This window comes from Bifidobacterium canis (assembly GCF_009727065.1).
Taxonomy (GTDB): Bacteria; Actinomycetota; Actinomycetes; order Actinomycetales; family Bifidobacteriaceae; genus Bifidobacterium; species Bifidobacterium canis.
On the sequence record NZ_WNLP01000003.1, the window covers coordinates 96,437 to 114,405 of the forward strand.

Here is a 17,969-nt window from a genome sequence, read left to right on the forward strand (position 1 = left end):
AGCAGCTACGGCTCGCGAATTCATCCTGCTGCATGATGGAGCATGCGTCAGCTCCCGCATATCTTGGGGAGCATGAACGCAACACAAACATACGCACCAGTGAATAGCAGCGCACAGCCGCGCGTGCAAGCGGTGCTTCAGGGTATCAACCTCGTCATGGACTACAACGCGACCAGCGCTTCACAGCAGACTTCGCGCAATACAAGTGCAAACTCGCCAATGCCTCCGATGCCCATGATGCAGCCTCTGGCACTGAATCACGTGAACTTCCAGATAGGTGAAGGCGAACGAGTAGCGATCATGGGGCCTTCGGGCTCCGGCAAATCCACATTGCTGCACGTGCTCGCCGGCATCACCAAGCCGACGGCGGGGCAGGTGCTGTTCCGTGGCACCGACGTTGATCACATCAGCGACGCCGAACGCACGAAACTACGCCGTCAAGCCTTCGGATTCGTGTTCCAGTCCGGTCAGCTGCTGCCGGAACTGCCAGCCATTGAAAACGTAGCGCTACCGCTTATGCTCGGCGGAATGCCGTATGCGCAGGCCACCGACCAAGCCGCCGTGTGGCTTGAGCGCATGGGATTGCGTAATCTGCTGCGCAATCGTCCCGGCCAGATGAGTGGCGGCCAGATGCAGCGCGTCGCCATCGCGCGAGCATTATGCGTGAACCCGGCGATCATCTTCGCAGACGAACCAACGGGCGCGCTCGACCAGAACACCGGCCATGAGGTAATGAACCTCTTGATGCAGGCGGCGAACGCGAACCATTCCGCCGTCGTGCTCGTCACGCACGATCCGAACATCACCCAATACTGCGATCGCGTGGTCAACATGCGCGACGGTATGATCCTCGATGCAGCCAACCGTCCGGCGAACTACCCGCAAGCAGTGCAGCAACCGCCAATGCAGCCACAGCCAGTGATGCAGCAGCCTCAATACCCGCAAACCCAGCAATACTCTCAATATCCAACCCAGCAAGGAGCCGCACGATGAGCACGTTCGCCTTGTGGAGACTGTTCCACCGCACGAGCTTCGTCGGCGCGCGCCAATCGCAAAACGACGGTGTGCGTGACCACACCGGCTTGCTCGCGATCATCGCCTTCGCCTCCGCCACCGCAATCTTCCTGACCGTGCTCGGCGGTTTGCACGGGTTCATCTGGCGCGCGTCGCCAGACCGCACAGCAGCCTGCTTCTTCAACGCATCACACTGCACCGCACACCTGCCAGTGAGTGAAAACGGCGATTTCTATGTGACGCTCGCCATCTTCGCATGCGTGCTGCTGATCGTGCCGTTCACCGCGCTCGCCGGCTCAGCCGCGCGCCTCGCGGCCACACGCCGCGATGAACGCCTCGCCGCACTGCGCTTGGCTGGCGCAACCACCTCGCAGGTCACACGACTGACGGCATTCGAAGCGGTCGGTCAGGCGGTGATCGGCGCGATCATCGGCATTGCCGGCTACTTCGCCATCATGCCGCTGATCATGCTGCTCAACTTCGAAAACCAACGGTTCACCTTCGAACAACTATGGGTAGGGCCTTGGGCTCTGCTTGGCACAGTGGCTGGTGTTGCAGTGCTTGCACTTGTTTCCGCGCTGCTCACACTGCGTCGCGTGGCCATCACTCCACTGGGCGTGAGCGCCCGCCAAGGTTCTGCGCTGCCGAGCGGTTGGCGTGCCGTGATCTTCGTCGCCGCAATCGTGATCGGCTTCATGCTGCTCAACAACCTCAACATGTTCGCCGGCGCGGGCACTGTGGTGGTGTATGGAATGATCTTTGCGATTATCGGCGGTTGCTTCCTGCTGCTCAACCTGATCGGCTCGTGGGTGATCACGGCGGTCGCACGAGCACGTTCCCGCAGACCGAAGAATGCGGCGACGATGATCGCGATGCGTCGCATTCTCGACAACCCGAAGCGTGCATGGCGCAACGTTTCCGGCATTGCGCTCGCTGTGTTCATCGCCGGCATCACGTCGGTGTGCGGCATCTTCGCCACAGTCGACGGCGGCGACCCGGAGAGCGCGATGATGATGCACGACATCGCTCTCGGCGGCATGCTCACTCTGCTGTTTGCTGCTGTGCTGGCGGCAGTCAGCTCCGGCATCATGCAGTCCGCAAGCGTGTTCGACCAGGCAGACGAATACCACATGCTCATTCTTGAGGGCACCGATGCGCGTACATTGCGCCGCGCACGGTTCAGCGAAGTGCTCACGCCGCTCAACACGGTGATCATCATCTCCGCTGGCTGCTCGATGTTCCTGATGCTGCCGCTGATCGGTTCTGCGATCTCAGAGCCAGCCATGCTGATTCGCTTTGTGCTCGGCATCGCGCTCTGCTATGCGCTGGTGTCGATCGGCGCAATCAGCGCCAACCGCACTGCCGCTCATCTCGACACGATCAGTCGCCGTCGTGACGATTGATATTAGAAAAATCAAGAGAGCAATGCGGCGATGATCGCAATGAAGATTGGGCTCGTCATTGTGGAGATCAGAATGCCGTCGCGCGCGAAGGTCATGCCGACGTTGTAGCGGGCCGCGTAATTGTAGACGTTCTGGCCGGTCGGCAGTGCTGCGAGCACCACGCAACCATAGAGCACCGTGCCACGGAAACCCATCACGAAGTAGGCGAGCAAGAACGCGATGATCGGCATCACGATGTTCTTCAATGCAGCCACCGTGAAGATCGCTGGAATGTTGCCCTTGTTCTGCAGTGGCTTCGTGCCGTGCAGCGACATGCCGAATGCCATCAGGATCATAGGCACTGCGGCGTCGCCGATCATGCTTATCGGGTCGCGGATGAAGTTCGGCACGATGCTGAAGCCGAAGCGTGCGTTGAGCAGCGACACGAGAATGCCGAGCAAGGAACCGATCAGCAGCGGCTGGTGCAACGGCTGCTTGGCGATCTCCTTCGCAGACACCTTGCCTTTGGTAGTCACGTCGAGCACCGTCAGACCGATCGGCGTGAACAGCGCCTGCTGCATCACCAGAATCGGCGCGACGAGCGCGGGGTTGCCGAGAATGTAGGTGGCGATAGGCAAGCCGATGTTGTTCGAGTTCAAATACAGCGAGTTGAGCGCACCGATCGTTGCATCCGGTGCTTTCAAATGGAAGAAGATGCGGTTGAGGATCAGGAAGATCACACCCACCGCCATAGCGGAGAAGAATGCCACCAGAATGGATGGGTGGAAGATCTCGGTGATCTTCTCGTCTGCCAGAATGTCGAACATCAGGCAGGGGCTTGCCACGAAGAAGCTCAGACGGTTGAGCACATACTGCGCCTGCGGTCCGCCGATGCGCATGCGAGCTGCAATGTAGCCGGCCGCGATCACGATGCCGATGACGCAGAATCCCTCCATTGCGCTGATTAAGCCCGCCATAACGCTCCTTGCATCTCCTCTTCGTTCTCGTGCGCCCCGCATGACGCGAACTTCTAACAGTGTTGCACTGGGAGTGCACACGTGCCCGTGAACGTCCATCTGCTGGGAGTGGGAAGTGCAGAAAATAAGCGAAGGCCTATGAGCATTCAGATGCTCATAGGCCTTCGCTTGTATATTTTTTAGATTGCTCCCGCTAGTTGGCGGCGTACGTATTCGCTGCGGCTGATGTGGTAACGCTTTGCGGCGGCTGTGACCGCTTCGAGTTGGCTTTTAGGCAGTTTGATGGTCATGCTGACCATCTCTTCGCTGTTTTCCGGCAACATGTGCAACCCATAGTGAACAGGTCCTGTGATGCCGTGGTCGGCCTCTTCAGATTCCATGCGTGTCACGTCATCTCTGACTTGATCCTCGCTCATTCCGAACATAGCCAACAGTTTTTTATCCTGTTCGTTGAAGTCACTCATAGCTTCCTCCCATCTCCGTGCAGGTGGCTTATTTCGTTCATGGTTTTCTTTGTAGGTGGAGTCATGACGTGGTATATAAGCACGCTGTCTTCCTGTTGCGCGTAGACCATCTCCACGTCTCGGCCGCGTCCGTCAAGTCCTATGCAGACCCAAGTGCCATTGTCCCTGCGGGCTTCCACCATGACGCTGCGAAATGCGGTCAGCACATCTTCCTCAGACAGTTCGGGGTGCCTTTCGTGTACGCGCGGCAACACGTAGATCTTCACTCCACACCTCCAAGAATCAAGTAATACCCAAATATTACCACGGTAATATCCTGCGTCAAACGTGTATATGCTTTGGACGCCGCGAGGGTTGCTGGTGCATAGCCTGTTACGATGTTGGGCAGCGAATACTTACTACGTATTTACGTGCACCGGTTGGCACGGTCGCTGACTGCCTGCCGTCGCACGCTCACCAAGGAGCCGATGTATGACTGATTCGATCGTTCTCGAACCCGCGCCCACTGAAATCACGCTCGAAGGCACTGGCATGTATGCCGTTGACGGCACAGCGGACGCACAGGCCACGCTCAACTCGCTGATGGCGCAGATCATGGCCGTCTACTCGGTGAGCGACGACGAAGGCCCGCTCACCGATATGGTCGAACGATTCCTGAATCAGCAGCCGCACCTGACCGTGCGCCGCCACGGTGACACATTGGTCGCATCCACGAATCTTGGCCGCAGCAAACGCGTGATTCTCGCTGGCCACCTCGACACGGTGCCGGTTATCGACAACTTCCCGCCACGACTGCTCGCACCCGGCGACCCGCTCATCCGCGAGGAGATCGCCCAGGCGCACCCCGAAGAGCAGGTGATCTGGGGGCGCGGTGCCACCGATATGAAGGCGTCCGACGCCGTGCTGCTCTACCTCGCCGCCGCGCTCACCGAACCGAAATACGATCTGACCTACGTGTTCTACGACCACGAGGAAGTGGCCGCCGAAAAGAACGGCCTGCGCAAGGTGGTCGAAGCGCACCCCGACTGGATCACCGGCGACTTCGCGATCATCGGCGAACCGACCAGCTGCGGCATCGAAGGCGGATGCAACGGCACAATGCGCTTCGACGTGATCACGCACGGCGTCGCCGCACACTCCGCCCGCGCGTGGATGGGCAAGAACGCCATTCACGCCGCCGCCGAAATTCTCAACCGACTCAACGCGCACGAAGACGCCAGCATTGAAGTGGACGGGCTCGTGTACCGTGAAGGACTCAACGCCACGCTCATCAACGGCGGTAACGGCACCAACGTGATCCCCGGCGAATGCCGCGTTCACGTCAACTACCGTTTTGCGCCCGACAAAACGATCGCTCAGGCCAAGGCGCTGATGATCGGCGATGATTGCGGTGCCGAACTCGGCAACGGCGAGCACACTGCCACTGGTGGCGTGTTCGAGGGTTTTGGCATCGAGATGAAAGACGAATCGCCGTCCGCCCGCCCTGGCATGGACTCCGAGCTGACGCGCTCGCTGGCCGCCCTCGTCGAGGAGCGCACCGGTAAGAAACCGGAGGCGAAACTCGGCTGGACCGACGTCGCGCGCTTCTCGCAGCTCGGCATTCCCGCCGTGAACTTCGGCGCCGGTTCTCCGCTGCTCGCACACAAGCACGACGAGCAGGTCGCCGAAAGCGAGCTGTTGACGATGGCTGAAATTCTGCGCGACTGGCTCAATTAATAAAAGAAATATGAGAGATACTCAATAATATTAAATAAATAATAAATAATTAGTGTCTCATATTATTTATCTCAATATAGTCAGAGCTTGGGTTTGCGCACACCTTGTGGCATACTGAGCATGAACGGTGCTGCAAACCGTTCCAACATCCGATGGCGTCGATCCCGTCGCGGTTGAACCGTACTGCAATGGCTATGAGGCAATGAGGTTCCCCGCAACGCAGGTGTCCGCCAGCGATGCATTTGACTTTTGGATTGCTTCCACAGGCGCTTTGTGCGCGACTGCCGTGAGAGGGCAGTGTGACACTGTGCGGAGCCAGAGCGTTTGCGATGCGATTGCAGCGCATTGCGTAGGGAGCATTGTGCCCGAAGTAACTGAGAGCGGCTCGTCTGAGTCGCAGAATAATACGGAAAATAATACTGCACACACCACGGATTCCACCCCGGTTCGCCGTCGCCGCGGCCGCCGCGTAGTGCGCGGAGCAGGTGCCGCCGGCGCAGCCATGGAACTCGAAGTGCATGATCGCGCGCCGCTGTTCCAAGAGCCGGCCGTCGCCATCGAAGCGCGCGAGCCGGTCAAGGAGCTGACCGCGGCGGATCACGAGGAATCCTCCGACGAAGAATCTGAACCGCGTCGCCGCACGCGCCGCGCGAAGACCACGCGTACGACTCGTCGCACGCGTCGCACTACCGAAACAGATAATGCGGCTGCTGACAATTCGAATAATTCGAATAATAATTCAGCACAGCCAGCGGAAGACGGCGCCACTGAAGAACGTGCCAAGAGCGCGCTCGACTCGCTCGACGCGACGTTCTCCGATGACGAGAACGCGCAGCCGCACAAGCGCGCGTCTCGCCGAGCGCGCCCGATGACCTCGCTGCTGTTCCAGGAGCCGGTTCTGCCCGCTCGCGCACACGAAGACGAGGACTCGCGTGAGGATGATTCCGAGAAAACGGAGTCGAGCGAAGAGCCGCAGACTCGCACGCGTAAGCGCGCGCGCAATCGCCGACTGAACGCGCAGGAACGTCGCGCGGCAGCCGAAGTCGAGCAAATCGAGGAAGACTTGGTGCTCGACGACATCGTGTATGCGCCGATCGACGATGAGAGCGGGGAATCCGAGCAGTCCAACGACGAGGAGACCTCCACGCGCACGCGTCGCCGTCGCCGCCGTCACTCGTCCGACAACGCGAACAATGCGAAGGAAGACGAGAACACTTCCTCGAATTCCGACGACGACTCCGAAGAAGAGAACGTCACCGTGCGTCGACGCCGCCGTTCGCGCGCCGAGCGTGCGGAAGACGAGGCGGAGAACGAGGAGACCACGGTCACGCGTCGCCGTCGTCGCCGCCACTCGAAGAATTCGGATGATGACGAGCAGCCGCGTCGCTCGCGCAAGCAGCAATACATCGACGAGATCACCGATGTGGAGGGATCGACTCGACTCGAGGCGAAGAAGCAGCGTAGGCGCGACAATCGTCGTGAGCGCAGCCGCCAGAACCAGTTGCTCGAACAGGACTTCCTCGCACGCCGCGAGAACGTGGACCGCCTGATGGTGGTGCGCGAACGCGGACGCCACACGCAGATCTCCGTGATCGAAGACAACGTGCTCGTGGAGCACTACGTCTCCGATATTCAGGAAGTCGCGACTGTCGGCAATATCTATCTCGGTCGCGTGCAGAACGTGCTGCCGAGCATGGAGGCCGCGTTCGTCGACATCGGTCAGGCTCGCAACGGCGTGCTCTACGCCGGCGAAGTGAACTGGGACACCACGCGTTTGGAAGGGCAGCCGCGCCGCATCGAGCTCGCGTTCAAGTCCGGCGATCCGGTGCTCGTGCAGGTGACGAAAGATCCGATCGGTCACAAGGGCGCGCGCCTGACTTCGCAGGTGACGCTCGCCGGCCGCTTCCTCGTGCTCGTGCCGTCCGGCGGTATGACCGGCGTGAGCCGCAAGCTCAGCGACCGCGAACGCAATCGCCTGAAGTCGATCGTCTCGAAGATCGCGCCGAAAGACATGGGCGTGATCATTCGCACGGCGGCTGAAGGCGCTTCCGAAGAGGCGATCGTCAAAGATCTTGAGGGCTTGACCCACCAGTGGGAAGAGATTCAGAAGAAGCGCGAGGAGTTCCTGCACGGCAAACGCCCGAAGTTGCTGCAGGGCGAGCCGGATGTGGCGATTCGCGTGGTTCGCGACATCTTCAACGACGACTTCAACAAGATGATCGTCGAAGGCGACGGCGTGTATCAGCGCATCGAAGACTACCTCGAGCGCATGGCTCCCGATCTGCGCAACAAGCTTGAGCGCTGGGATCCGGAGGAGCACGGCGGCAAAGACGTGTTCGACAAGTGGCAGATCGACTCGCAGCTGCGCAAGGGCATGGAACGCCAGGTGTACCTGCCGTCCGGCGGTTCCATCGTGATCGACCGCACTGAGGCCATGACCACGATCGACGTGAACACCGGCCGCTTCATCGGCAAAGGCAAGTCGCTGGAAGAGACGGTGACTCGCTGCAACTTGGAGGCTTCCGAAGAGATCGCCCGCCAGCTGCGACTGCGCGACATCGGCGGCATGGTGATGATCGATTACGTCGACATGGTGATGCCCGCCAACCGCGACCTGGTGCTGCGCCGCCTGGTCGAATGCCTGGCGCGCGACCGCACCAAGCATCAGGTGGCCGAGGTCACGTCGCTCGGACTCGTGCAGATGACCCGCAAGCGCATCGGTCAGGGTTTGGTCGAGGCATTCTCCGAAGAGTGCCCGGAGTGCCATGGCCGCGGCTTCATCGTGCACGACGAGCCCACGATTTCCGCTGATTTCGACGATCCGTACGCGCTGAAGGGCGGCGACCCGTTCGTTCGCACGAACAAGCACGGGCATGGCACGCCAGACGTGCACGCTCCAAAGGGTTCTTCAGCTGCTGTGAAGGCGAAGCTGGCGCAGATCGCTGCCGCCGCCGTCGCCGCAAACGTCGCTGAAGAAGCTGAGGAGAACGCTGCCAACGCCGACGATTCCGCTGATACCGCTGCGCAGAACAGCGTGGTCGAGGAACATGTGGAAAGCCAGATCGTAGATGATTCCACAGATTCCACCACAGACGACGTTTCTGTGACCGTGGAGGAAGAGAACTGAGTTTTCTCAAACTTGGCATTGCGAGGGGCGCCAGAACTTTGAATGGTTCTGGCGCCCCTCGCTTTTGGAATAGTCGGTTACGTGATAGCGCACAGCGATTAATGATTGCGTTTTAGTGTTGGTGTAAGGTATTTCACTTACGAGGCGACATTAATAGCCGATTCGTCAAGTACGATCGTCAGAAATCGTTGGAATACCGTCACCGATACACGTGGATATGCTCAATAATGTCGCTTCGTAAGCGAAATACTCCCGTACACCAACATTCAGCACACATTTGAACGTGCCGTTTTTATTGCGAATGTGCAATTGTGTGAATGAGACGTGAAGTTTCACGGTATACGCTGGCGCGTAGTGTGCAAACAGCGCATAATAGTTCTTGACGATTTCTTTCCCCTGATTTTTGAATCGTCAATTTGTTCGTGATAGCCGATTCGCAAACCGACTGTTATGATATCTCCTTCTCTCTCTAGGCGCCGTTTTCTAACGGCCGCCTTCTCCGTTTCTAATGTGCGTTTCGAGGTCTACGTCTCCCGCGAGTTCTCCCAGTTTCTCGCGTACTGTGCTCGTCCGTTCATATCAGCTGACCTCTTCTTGCAAGATTTATTGCCATTGCTTGAACTGCTATCACTCTAATTTTGGAGAAAATGTAAAGAGTCGAATATTTTTCTATGCAGAGCGTCAATCTGAAGATATTATTATGCGCAGAAGTGAATAGCCTCATAGAAAATGTCTTCATCAACGGAGATGTTGACATTTTCTTGTTGAAAATCCTCGCAAATCGGCATAATACTGCGGAAAATCGTGTCTAGAGCATGCGTGCAAAATTTTGTGACGATATTTGAAAAGATTGTGATAATGAGATTTGTGTTTGCAATATTAACAATAACGCGCGTATTATGAGCAAAGTAGTTGCTTTCTCAATCTTATTGAGATCCCAACTCTTCTCCTTATATTGATCGGGGCCGTCTCTCCACCTTCTAGGCCCCGGTCTTTTTCTTTTCCGGCGAATGTGCTGAAAGCACCGGGGTTGTCAGCTTGTGCGCATGTTCGGTGTGCGTAAGCCGTGCTGGATGACGTCTTTTTCGCGATATTGACTCAGCTGCCGGTAAGTTCACACTGCAGGAATTGCCAATTGGCAGATATCGCCTTACTGAGCAAACCGCTCCAGCTGGCTACATTGCGAGCGAGAAAGCCTATTATTTCGAGATCACAGCAGGCACTTCTTTCGTTGCACTCGAGATGGCAGATGCCGGTGCGTTCGACTCGCAAACGGGTGCGCCCATTGATGGCGAAGTTGTTGCGGGCAACGCGATTGGCAATACTCGCGCAACCGGAAGCGTGGCATGGAGCAAGGTGAGCTCGGAGGAAGATGCCGATGGTTCGAAACCCTACCTCTCCGGCTCCGAATGGAAGCTCACGTTCACGCCATACTCTGCAACGGGTTCAGCCGAGACGATCACCGTTGACCTGATAACCGATTGCGAACAGGGGAGCGGCGCTTGCGAAGTGGGCGAGTGGCTCGATCAGAACAGCGCTCGCGGTCAATTCCAGTTGACGGAACTCGCGTGGGGCACGTACACGCTTGAAGAAACGAAAGCTCCAGCTGGCTACGATCTCCCAGAAGAGGGCGCGGTGTATACGTTTGAGATCAACGCGAGCAACGTCACCGAGACGATCCAGCTCAAGCTCAACAACCAAGCTGTGGCGGGCAACCTCATCGAGAATACTCCTGGCGTGGTTCTGCCTGCCGCCGGTGGTGAGACACCGCTTCCGCTGACACTGCTCGGCTGCGCCCTGGCGCTTCTCTCTCTACTTGCCGGTGCGCTCTTGCTTCGCCGCGAGCTCGCCTGATTCCCGAGCAATATATATAAGTCACTCAGCAACCTTTCGTGCACGGTGAGCAGCTTGCATCTGCTGAATGCATGTTATGCTGCTTCCTCGCATGCACTGAGCAAAACCGTTCTGCTGAGTGCACGTTAAGGGGATCCTTTACGCACTGTGAGCAGAACATTTCTGTTGAGTGTACGAGAAGGGGTTCCTTCGTGCACGTTGAGCAGAACCATTCTGCCGAATGTGCGTAAAGGAGCTTCTTCATGCACGTTAAGCAGAACTGTTCTGTCGTATGTGCGGGAAGCGGATTCTTCGCGCACGTCGAGCAGAATCTACCTGTTGAGTGTGCGTAAATGGGTCTCTCCGCGCACTGTGCGCAGAACAGCTCTGCTGGGCGTGCGTGAGGATCCCTCCTCTTGCACTGTGGGCAGGAGCTATCTGTTGGATGCACACCAGCGATAACCCATATGCACGTTGAACGGAACCGTCCTGTTGGGTGTGCGCAAAGAGTCTTCTTCATGCACTGTGAGCAGAGTATTTCTGTTAAGTGTGCGAGAAGGAGCTCCTGCGCGCACGGCGAGCAGGATCTATCTGCTGGGTACACGCCAACAACATCTTTCACGCACGCCGAGCAGCTTGTATCTGTTGAATGCATTCCCGCAGCTTCGCAATCTCGATATTGTTCGCGAAGCGAGATGCTAGTACACTGAAATAATTGCTTATATTCAGCGTAAGACCGGAAGGGAGGGCACATGCGGTCGTTAGATGTCGCGAATTATTTGATTGCAAATTGGAGTGATCAACTCGATCTGACCAATCTCAAACTGAACAAATTGGTTTACTACGCGCAGGTCATTGCTCTCAGGAAATACGGTGAGCCGCTATTCGAGGATCCCATTCAAGCTTGGGAATATGGTCCTGTTGAACCTGCAGTGTACCGCGAATTCAAGCAGTATGGGAGCAGATCTGTTCCGGCACCCCACGGCAAGGTGATTGAAGATGCTCGTCTCAGTGCCGTTGCTGATGAACTTCGCCAGACCTACGGCAAGTTGATGACTTTCGACCTTGTGCGGCTGTCTCACCGCGAGGGCGGCGCTTGGGAAAAGACGTATGAGGAAGGTAAGAACAACGTTATTACGCCTCAGATGATTCGTGACTCCGTGGATTTCACTGCTGAAGTTCCGTGGAAACACACGTTTACTTGGGGTGTGCAAGAGGTCGATCGGCGTTGGCCTAATGCGCTGCGAATGCTGGAGAACTCATGAGCATCTACGCAAGTGATGGGCGAGAGCTAGTACTCCCGCCCATCACTCTTAATGACGCATATCAGCAAGCTTTTGTTGAGAATATCAATTCTTTGCACAAACTATTAGTGCAAAGTTCAGTTGCTTTCAATATATCTGCGAACACGTCTGCGGAATATGAAGAAAGAACTCTTGGTAGGCTCGGTAGTGTTGTCGCTGCAGTTTTTGGCAGTGTGTTTGGGCAACCGCCGGCAGATAGATATGCCGATATTTTTGAGCAGGTGAGCATATTTGCTGAGCACCTTGCCCAAGACCATATTTTCGCAGACGGTAATAAACGAACGGCGCTTCGTGCATCTGTGGCTTTTTGGAGGACAATAACATATCGCTGACGTTCAGTGATTCGCCGGATCCGTCACAAAATGAAATGTATCAGTGGATTCAAGATGTGGTTCAAAGAAAGCACACGGTGAACGAACTGGCTGCTTTCCTGCGCCAGCGAGCACAGATACTCTACTAAGGAAGGCATTGACGAGGTTTCTTTTGAGAGCATTTCAGCGTATGTGCTTGTCGTCGTCAGTTTTTAGTGCCGAAAGCTTTATGGCGATGCCTTCGTGGGATTTCTTGCGATTCGCGAGTATCTGCATTGTTAAGAGCTGCCGTTTGTTTCGCCTCAACGTACCACTTTGTAGCATTCTTATGAATAATCTAACTTTTTGTATTTCTGCAGAATTGATCTGTTCAGTGCGCGCTAGTGGCAATCCTCGCGCACTCTGAGCAGTTTGTATCTGTTGAATGTTGCGCGAGGAGGCTTCTTCGCGTGCGGCGAGCAGAACCGTTCTGCTGGGTGTGCGTAAAGCGGATTCTTCGCGCACGTCGAGCAGGATCTATCTGTTGAGTGTGCGTAAAAGGGCCTCTCCTCGCACCGCGGACAGAACGGTTCTGTTGGGTGTGCGTGAAGAGATTGCTTCACGCACAGTGAGCATGTTGCATCTGCTGGGTGTGCGTGAGGAGGTTTCCTCTTGCACTGTCAGCAGGATCTATCTGTTGAGTGTGCGCTAGCAGCATCTCTCGCGTGCAGTGAGCAGAACCATTCTGTTGAGTGCACGCCAACGATATTCCACATGCACGGTGAGCGGAACTGTTCTGTTGAGTGTGCGCGAGGGGGCTTCCTCTTGCACTGTCAGCAGGATCTATCTGCTAAGTGCGCGTGTGCGGTTGCTTACACGTGCTTCCAGTAGCATTGTTCTGCTACGTGCACGCCAGTAATTCCTTTCACCTGCAAGTAGCAGGTTCGATCTGTTGGCGGAACACAAGTGGTTGCTTGTAATGGTGCTGGCAGTTCAAAAAAGATGAATAAAACTGATATGGCATGTTCTTTTTGAGAAATATGGGGAAATTGTGAAGAATGTGCTGGTTTTGTGAATACTGCTAGTTTCTGAGAGAATGGCGGAAAATAGCCAAAAGTTTGCAAAGAGCGCGAATTGCTGACAAATATGTGCGCCAAACTGCCATTTGATTGAATATTTGACTAGTGTTTGCCTAGTTTTATAGGACTATATGGTAGTGATAACTAGACAGACATACAGTAATTTGTGTTCATATTGCGAACTGCTCGTAAGATTTGTAGTGTTCAAAAGTGGCGAAAACATCGGAAAATTGAGCAACTGTGATTATCGAGTCTGAATGTCGAATTTGCGAACAGCGAACATTTGGCATATAGTTTGTTTCGAAGCTTGTTCTAAACGCTGTAAGCATAGCGTTTTAGCGCACGGCTTGATAACTGAATGATTTGACAAAGTAATTGCGAAGAAATGGAAAAGAAATCCATTTCTTTCTTTTGCTACCCGTCTGATGATCGTAGAGTCATCTACAGCATCAGATCTGTCAGGTTATTGGGATTGGGGCGCGCAGCTGCCCGGGCCACACTGGCGCGGTCACGAGCGCACGCATCGACCTTGACGCGACCCGTTCCAACAGCAAACACAAGGGAAACGTGGCAGACCTTGGCAGGGCTCTTTTGCGAGATCTCTGCCAGAAGTTCAAAAGGAGAGCGGTTTGCTTCCGTTCCCGAAGTGCACACAAATATAAGGAGAACAACATGAAGAAGGTTTGGAAGGGTGCGGCTGCCGTTGTTGCGGCTCTCTCCCTCGGTGTTACCGGCTTCGTCGGCGCCACCTCTGCTTACGCAGCACCTAATGATTCGACAATCACGGTCAAACAAGATGATGCCAGCAAGTTCACGGCATACCAGATTTTCACTGGTGATGTGAACGCTGAGGGCAAGCTCACCAACGTCAAGTGGGGTGCGGATTCCACCGGCAAGGTTGGCGATCCGGTTGACAAAGCTACTCTGGATACCATCGCTTCGTGGGAGAAGGATGGAGATGCCAAGAAGACAGAGGCTCAGATCGCAGCTGCTCTCAACGGTTATCTGAAGGCCGGTGCTACCGGCACTGTGCTGAAAGCAGACGCTAACACTGTAGATTCCGGCTACTACCTGATCAAGCAGACCACTTTCGATAGCGACAAGGAGAGCATCAAGAGCCTTGATATGGCTAAGATCGTTGGCACGAATGGCCTGACCCTTGATCCAAAGGACGGCACTGTTACCTCGCAGAAGAAGGTGCAGGAAAACAATAAGACCGTCACGGGTAACACAGATCCTAACCGAGTTACCGACTATACTCTGGAAGAAAAGTACAATGACGTCGCTGATTACAACATTGGCGATACCGTTCCGTTCGAGTTCGTCGGTACGATTCCTGCGAACTACGACAAGTTCGATACGTTCAAGTACATCTTCCACGATACGATGTCCGATGGCCTGACGTTCAATAAGGGCTCCGTTAAGGTCTACAAGAACAACACCAACACAGATATCACTTCTGATTTCACCGTGGCTGATGGCGCAAACGGTGAGACCTTCACTGTTGCTCCGAATAACACGGATCAGGATCTGAAGAAGATTTCGACTAAGTTCGCAACGGGCGACAAGATCATCATTCGCTACAACGCAACTCTGAACTCTGATGCGGAGATCGGTCTGCCGGGTAACCCGAACGAAATGTATCTTGAGTTCTCGAACAACCCGAATGACACCACTGGCACTGACACGACCCCGGTCGATAAAGTTGTGGTATTCACCTACAATCTTGATGTGACCAAGGTCGATAAGGGCGACAACAAAAAGAAGCTGAAAGGCGCTAAGTTCAAGCTGCAGGCCACCGACGGCACCCATGCCAACAAGTGGTACAAGGCCACCACTGCTGATGATAAGACCACTGTGGAATGGGTCGATGCAGAAGCTGATGCTACAGAACTTGAAAGTGACGCAAAGGGTGCGTTCTCCATCTCCGGTCTTGATGCTGGCCAATACAACCTGAAGGAAACTGTTGCTCCTGACGGCTATACCCTGCTCAGTGCTCCAATCGCCATTGAAATCAAGGCGGTCACTGTCAATAACCAGGAGTTCGATGGAACTGCTTCTAATGCCCTGACCAAGTTGACCGTGGTCGTGGCTGGCAAGGGATCCAATGAACTTGATCTGAACGATGGCGCTGTTCCGGTCACCGTCGAGAACGGTGCTGAGTCCTCGCTTCCGTCGACTGGTGGCATGGGCACCACGATTCTCTACACCGTTGGCGCGATCATCGTGCTCGCCGCGGCTGCTGGCCTGACCATTGCGCTGCGTCGCCGCAACGCCTGAGAGCCGACCAACACTCCAACCGAATAGGTTGACTTGAAAAGCGGGCATTCCATTGAACGACCTTCAATGTGGAGTGCCCGCTTTCCCGATATTCGCATGCGCTGCACGGTAATCCGTGTAAGTCTACGCAAATAACGCACAGCTAGTAGATGCAAGGCAATGAGCAAGGAACAACACACCACAGAAGAGCGTAGCGCCGCTACAACCAAGAAGAAAAGCAATGCGGTGAGCAACGCCATCATCGCTTTCTTCGCAGTGGTTCTTCTCGTCGGTGTGGGCGTGCTCGCATACCCGAGCGTGGCGAACTGGTGGAATCGCATGCACCAATCGCGTGCAGTCGCCGGCTACGTTGAGCAGGTCGAAAGCTTGGAGCCGCAACAGCGCGCGAAGATGCTCGCCGAGGCCAAGGCATACAACGAAGAGCTCAAAACCTACCCCGACCGCTGGCATTTGGAAGACGACAAGGCCATGCTCGAGCGCTACAACAAGACGCTCGACGTGACCGGCACCGGCATCATGGGCTACGTGTCCATTCCCGCGATCAAGGTGAGACTCCCGATCTACCACGGCACCGATGAATCCGTGCTGCAGATCGCCATCGGCCACCTGACCGGCTCGACGCTTCCCGTGGGCGGTGAAGGCACGCACACTGTTGTCTCAGGGCACACCGGCTTGCCGAGTGCCAAACTCATCACCGATCTTGACCAGCTCAAAAAGGCGATATTTTCCAGTTCCACGTGCTCGACGAGACGCTGACCTACGAAGTCGACCAGATCAGCGTTGTCAAACCCGCGGAAATGGACAAGCTCAATTTCGAAGACGGCAAGGACTACGCCACGCTCGTCACCTGCACGCCGTACGGAGTCAACTCGCACCGTCTGCTAGTGCGCGGGCATCGCGTCGCGAATCCGGTGACGCCGGACTCGACTACCTACGACAACCCGACGTCGATGCTGTGGACTGCGGTCGCTGCCGCCGGTTTGCTGGTGCTGATCGTGCTGCTGCTCGCCATCTGGCTCGTGCGCCGGCACAATCGCAGGAAACTGAACGACATCACGCCGAACGGCAAGTTCAAGCACCGCGCTCCTTACAGCAGGGATCACAGTGCCTGACCTAGCGCACTGTTCCGCTTGCACAGCTGTCGAGTTGAGCTGAGCACTCACTTTGCGTGACTTATATAAAGGTTGCAAAAGAGCAGAGTTGGAACAGGTTCGCTCACGATGTGAGTGGTGGAGCTCGCAACGTGGACGAGATAAAAACTCGACAATATAATCGAATTTGTATAAGGAGAATGCGCTGCGCCGGCACTGCGAACGCTGGCTCGGCAAAGAAGGAGAAAACGATGACCAAGGAATCGTTTGCAGCAAAATGGCGACTGCTCGCCATGGCGCTCGTCATCGCGCTCGTAGGGGGATGGTGCACGGTGCTTCCTTCTGCGCACGCCGCCGAAACGGGCAGCATCACCGTGGATTTCAACGTGACGAAGAACGGCAAAGATACGCCGATTCAGAACGCTGAGTTCAATTTATATAAGATCGGCGTGTGGGACGGCACGAAGGGCAAGTATGTGCCTGTCGCACCGTTTGATAATGAGTTTTATTCATCGATCGGCATGTTCGATGAAACAACCGGCACTGAGATCAGTATTGTCGATATTATTGGCGCCAGCGCAGAGCAGCTGCGCGGACTCAGCGACACGTTGAGTGCCAAGATCAAGCAAGCTGACGCTGAAGACAGTGTTGACAACAAAGCAGAGCCAGTGATGACTCGCTACACTCACTTGGCTGAAGAAGGCAAGGATTCTGGCGGAACGACGGTGCTCGGCCAGGCTGTGTTTGACGGACTTGAGCGCGGACTCTACTTGGTGGACGCTCCAATTCACCAGATTGCTGGCACTGGCACTACGGCACAGGGCAAGATTGAGAATGACAAATATGTTATTTCTTCGTCGCTCGTTGGACTGCCAAGCGCTGGCGATGATGACCCAATGAACGTGACCATCTCGGTAAAAGCTGATTGCGCCACCGGCGTCGACCCTATTCACGTTGAGAAGGTATGGAAGAACGACGATCCGGCAACGCGCCCGAAGTCGATCACCGTGTCGCTTTACTTGGAGGGTCAAGATGACCCGATCGGCACTGAAACGCTTTCGGAAGAGAACGACTGGAAGTGCGTGTGGGACAACCTGCCTGTTGGCGATCGCTATTTCGTGGTTGAAGATGAAGTGCCGGAAGGCTACAAGGTGTTCATCGATGAAGACATCATCAACCCGGAAACCGCTGATTTCACGATCACCAATTCGAAGCCGAGCAAGCCGAACGAGCCGACTGTGCCGGTTTCGACCACCACGCCGAACCGACCATCCACCGCGCACACCGGCGCTGAGGTCGCTTCAATCGTGGCCATCGCAGTAGCGTGCGTGATGATCGCGCTCGTGCTGATCCGTGAAGTGCGCAGGTCGCGCGACAAGTAATCTTCTTCATGAACTCCATATATAAAGAGG

Annotated in this window: 11 protein-coding genes and 1 pseudogene; 10 read left to right on the forward strand and 2 right to left on the reverse strand. The window is 55.7% G+C overall.

The window, feature by feature from the left end; genetic code table 11:
• Positions 1 to 156: 156 nt before the first annotated feature.
• Positions 157 to 993: an ABC transporter ATP-binding protein gene (locus GSD1FS_RS04290; RefSeq protein ID WP_246165830.1), complete on the forward strand. Its 837-nt coding sequence runs from the start codon at positions 157 to 159 to the stop codon at positions 991 to 993.
• Positions 990 to 2,417, forward strand: a complete 1,428-nt coding sequence (locus tag GSD1FS_RS04295) for an FtsX-like permease family protein (RefSeq protein WP_155588542.1) — start codon at positions 990 to 992, stop codon at positions 2,415 to 2,417. The genes GSD1FS_RS04290 and GSD1FS_RS04295 overlap by 4 nt, the downstream gene beginning before the upstream one ends.
• Before the next feature lie 11 nt (positions 2,418 to 2,428).
• Here the strand turns inward: GSD1FS_RS04295 and GSD1FS_RS04300 are convergent, their stop codons facing one another.
• On the reverse strand, positions 2,429 to 3,373 hold the full coding sequence (locus tag GSD1FS_RS04300) for an AEC family transporter (protein ID WP_155588543.1): 945 nt from the start codon (positions 3,371 to 3,373) through the stop codon (positions 2,429 to 2,431).
• Between the two features lie 179 nt (positions 3,374 to 3,552).
• Positions 3,553 to 3,837 (reverse strand): CopG family transcriptional regulator, encoded by a 285-nt coding sequence (locus tag GSD1FS_RS04305; RefSeq protein ID WP_155588544.1) that lies wholly within the window; start codon positions 3,835 to 3,837, stop codon positions 3,553 to 3,555.
• Positions 3,838 to 4,368: 531 nt separating this feature from the next.
• Between GSD1FS_RS04305 and dapE the strand changes: the two genes are divergently transcribed.
• The 8 genes and pseudogenes from dapE (at position 4,369) to GSD1FS_RS04345 (ending at position 17,939) form a co-directional block, all read left to right on the forward strand.
• Entirely contained in the window at positions 4,369 to 5,553 is a 1,185-nt protein-coding gene (dapE, locus tag GSD1FS_RS04310; RefSeq protein ID WP_155588611.1) for a succinyl-diaminopimelate desuccinylase, read from the forward strand.
• A 502-nt stretch (positions 5,554 to 6,055) separates the two neighbouring features.
• Positions 6,056 to 8,680 carry an Rne/Rng family ribonuclease gene (locus GSD1FS_RS04315; protein ID WP_246165831.1) on the forward strand — a complete coding sequence of 875 codons (2,625 nt, stop codon included), beginning with the start codon at positions 6,056 to 6,058 and terminating at the stop codon, positions 8,678 to 8,680.
• 1,092 nt (positions 8,681 to 9,772) lie between these two features.
• Complete coding sequence (locus GSD1FS_RS04320) at positions 9,773 to 10,534, forward strand: MSCRAMM family protein (protein ID WP_343030203.1); 762 nt, start codon at positions 9,773 to 9,775, stop codon at positions 10,532 to 10,534.
• Between the two features lie 731 nt (positions 10,535 to 11,265).
• Positions 11,266 to 11,778 (forward strand): Panacea domain-containing protein, encoded by a 513-nt coding sequence (locus GSD1FS_RS04325; RefSeq protein ID WP_155588547.1) that lies wholly within the window; start codon positions 11,266 to 11,268, stop codon positions 11,776 to 11,778.
• Positions 11,775 to 12,149 carry a Fic family protein gene (locus tag GSD1FS_RS04330; protein ID WP_155588548.1) on the forward strand — a complete coding sequence of 125 codons (375 nt, stop codon included), beginning with the start codon at positions 11,775 to 11,777 and terminating at the stop codon, positions 12,147 to 12,149. The genes GSD1FS_RS04325 and GSD1FS_RS04330 overlap by 4 nt, the downstream gene beginning before the upstream one ends.
• 1,709 nt (positions 12,150 to 13,858) lie before the next feature.
• Positions 13,859 to 15,466, forward strand: a complete 1,608-nt coding sequence (locus GSD1FS_RS04335; RefSeq protein WP_155588549.1) for an isopeptide-forming domain-containing fimbrial protein — start codon at positions 13,859 to 13,861, stop codon at positions 15,464 to 15,466.
• A 159-nt stretch (positions 15,467 to 15,625) separates the two neighbouring features.
• Positions 15,626 to 16,578 (forward strand): annotated as a pseudogene (locus GSD1FS_RS04340) (class C sortase).
• Between the two features lie 179 nt (positions 16,579 to 16,757).
• A complete protein-coding gene (locus tag GSD1FS_RS04345; RefSeq protein ID WP_155588550.1) occupies positions 16,758 to 17,939 on the forward strand; it encodes a Cna B-type domain-containing protein in 1,182 nt (393 codons plus the stop codon).
• Positions 17,940 to 17,969: the final 30 nt, after the last annotated feature.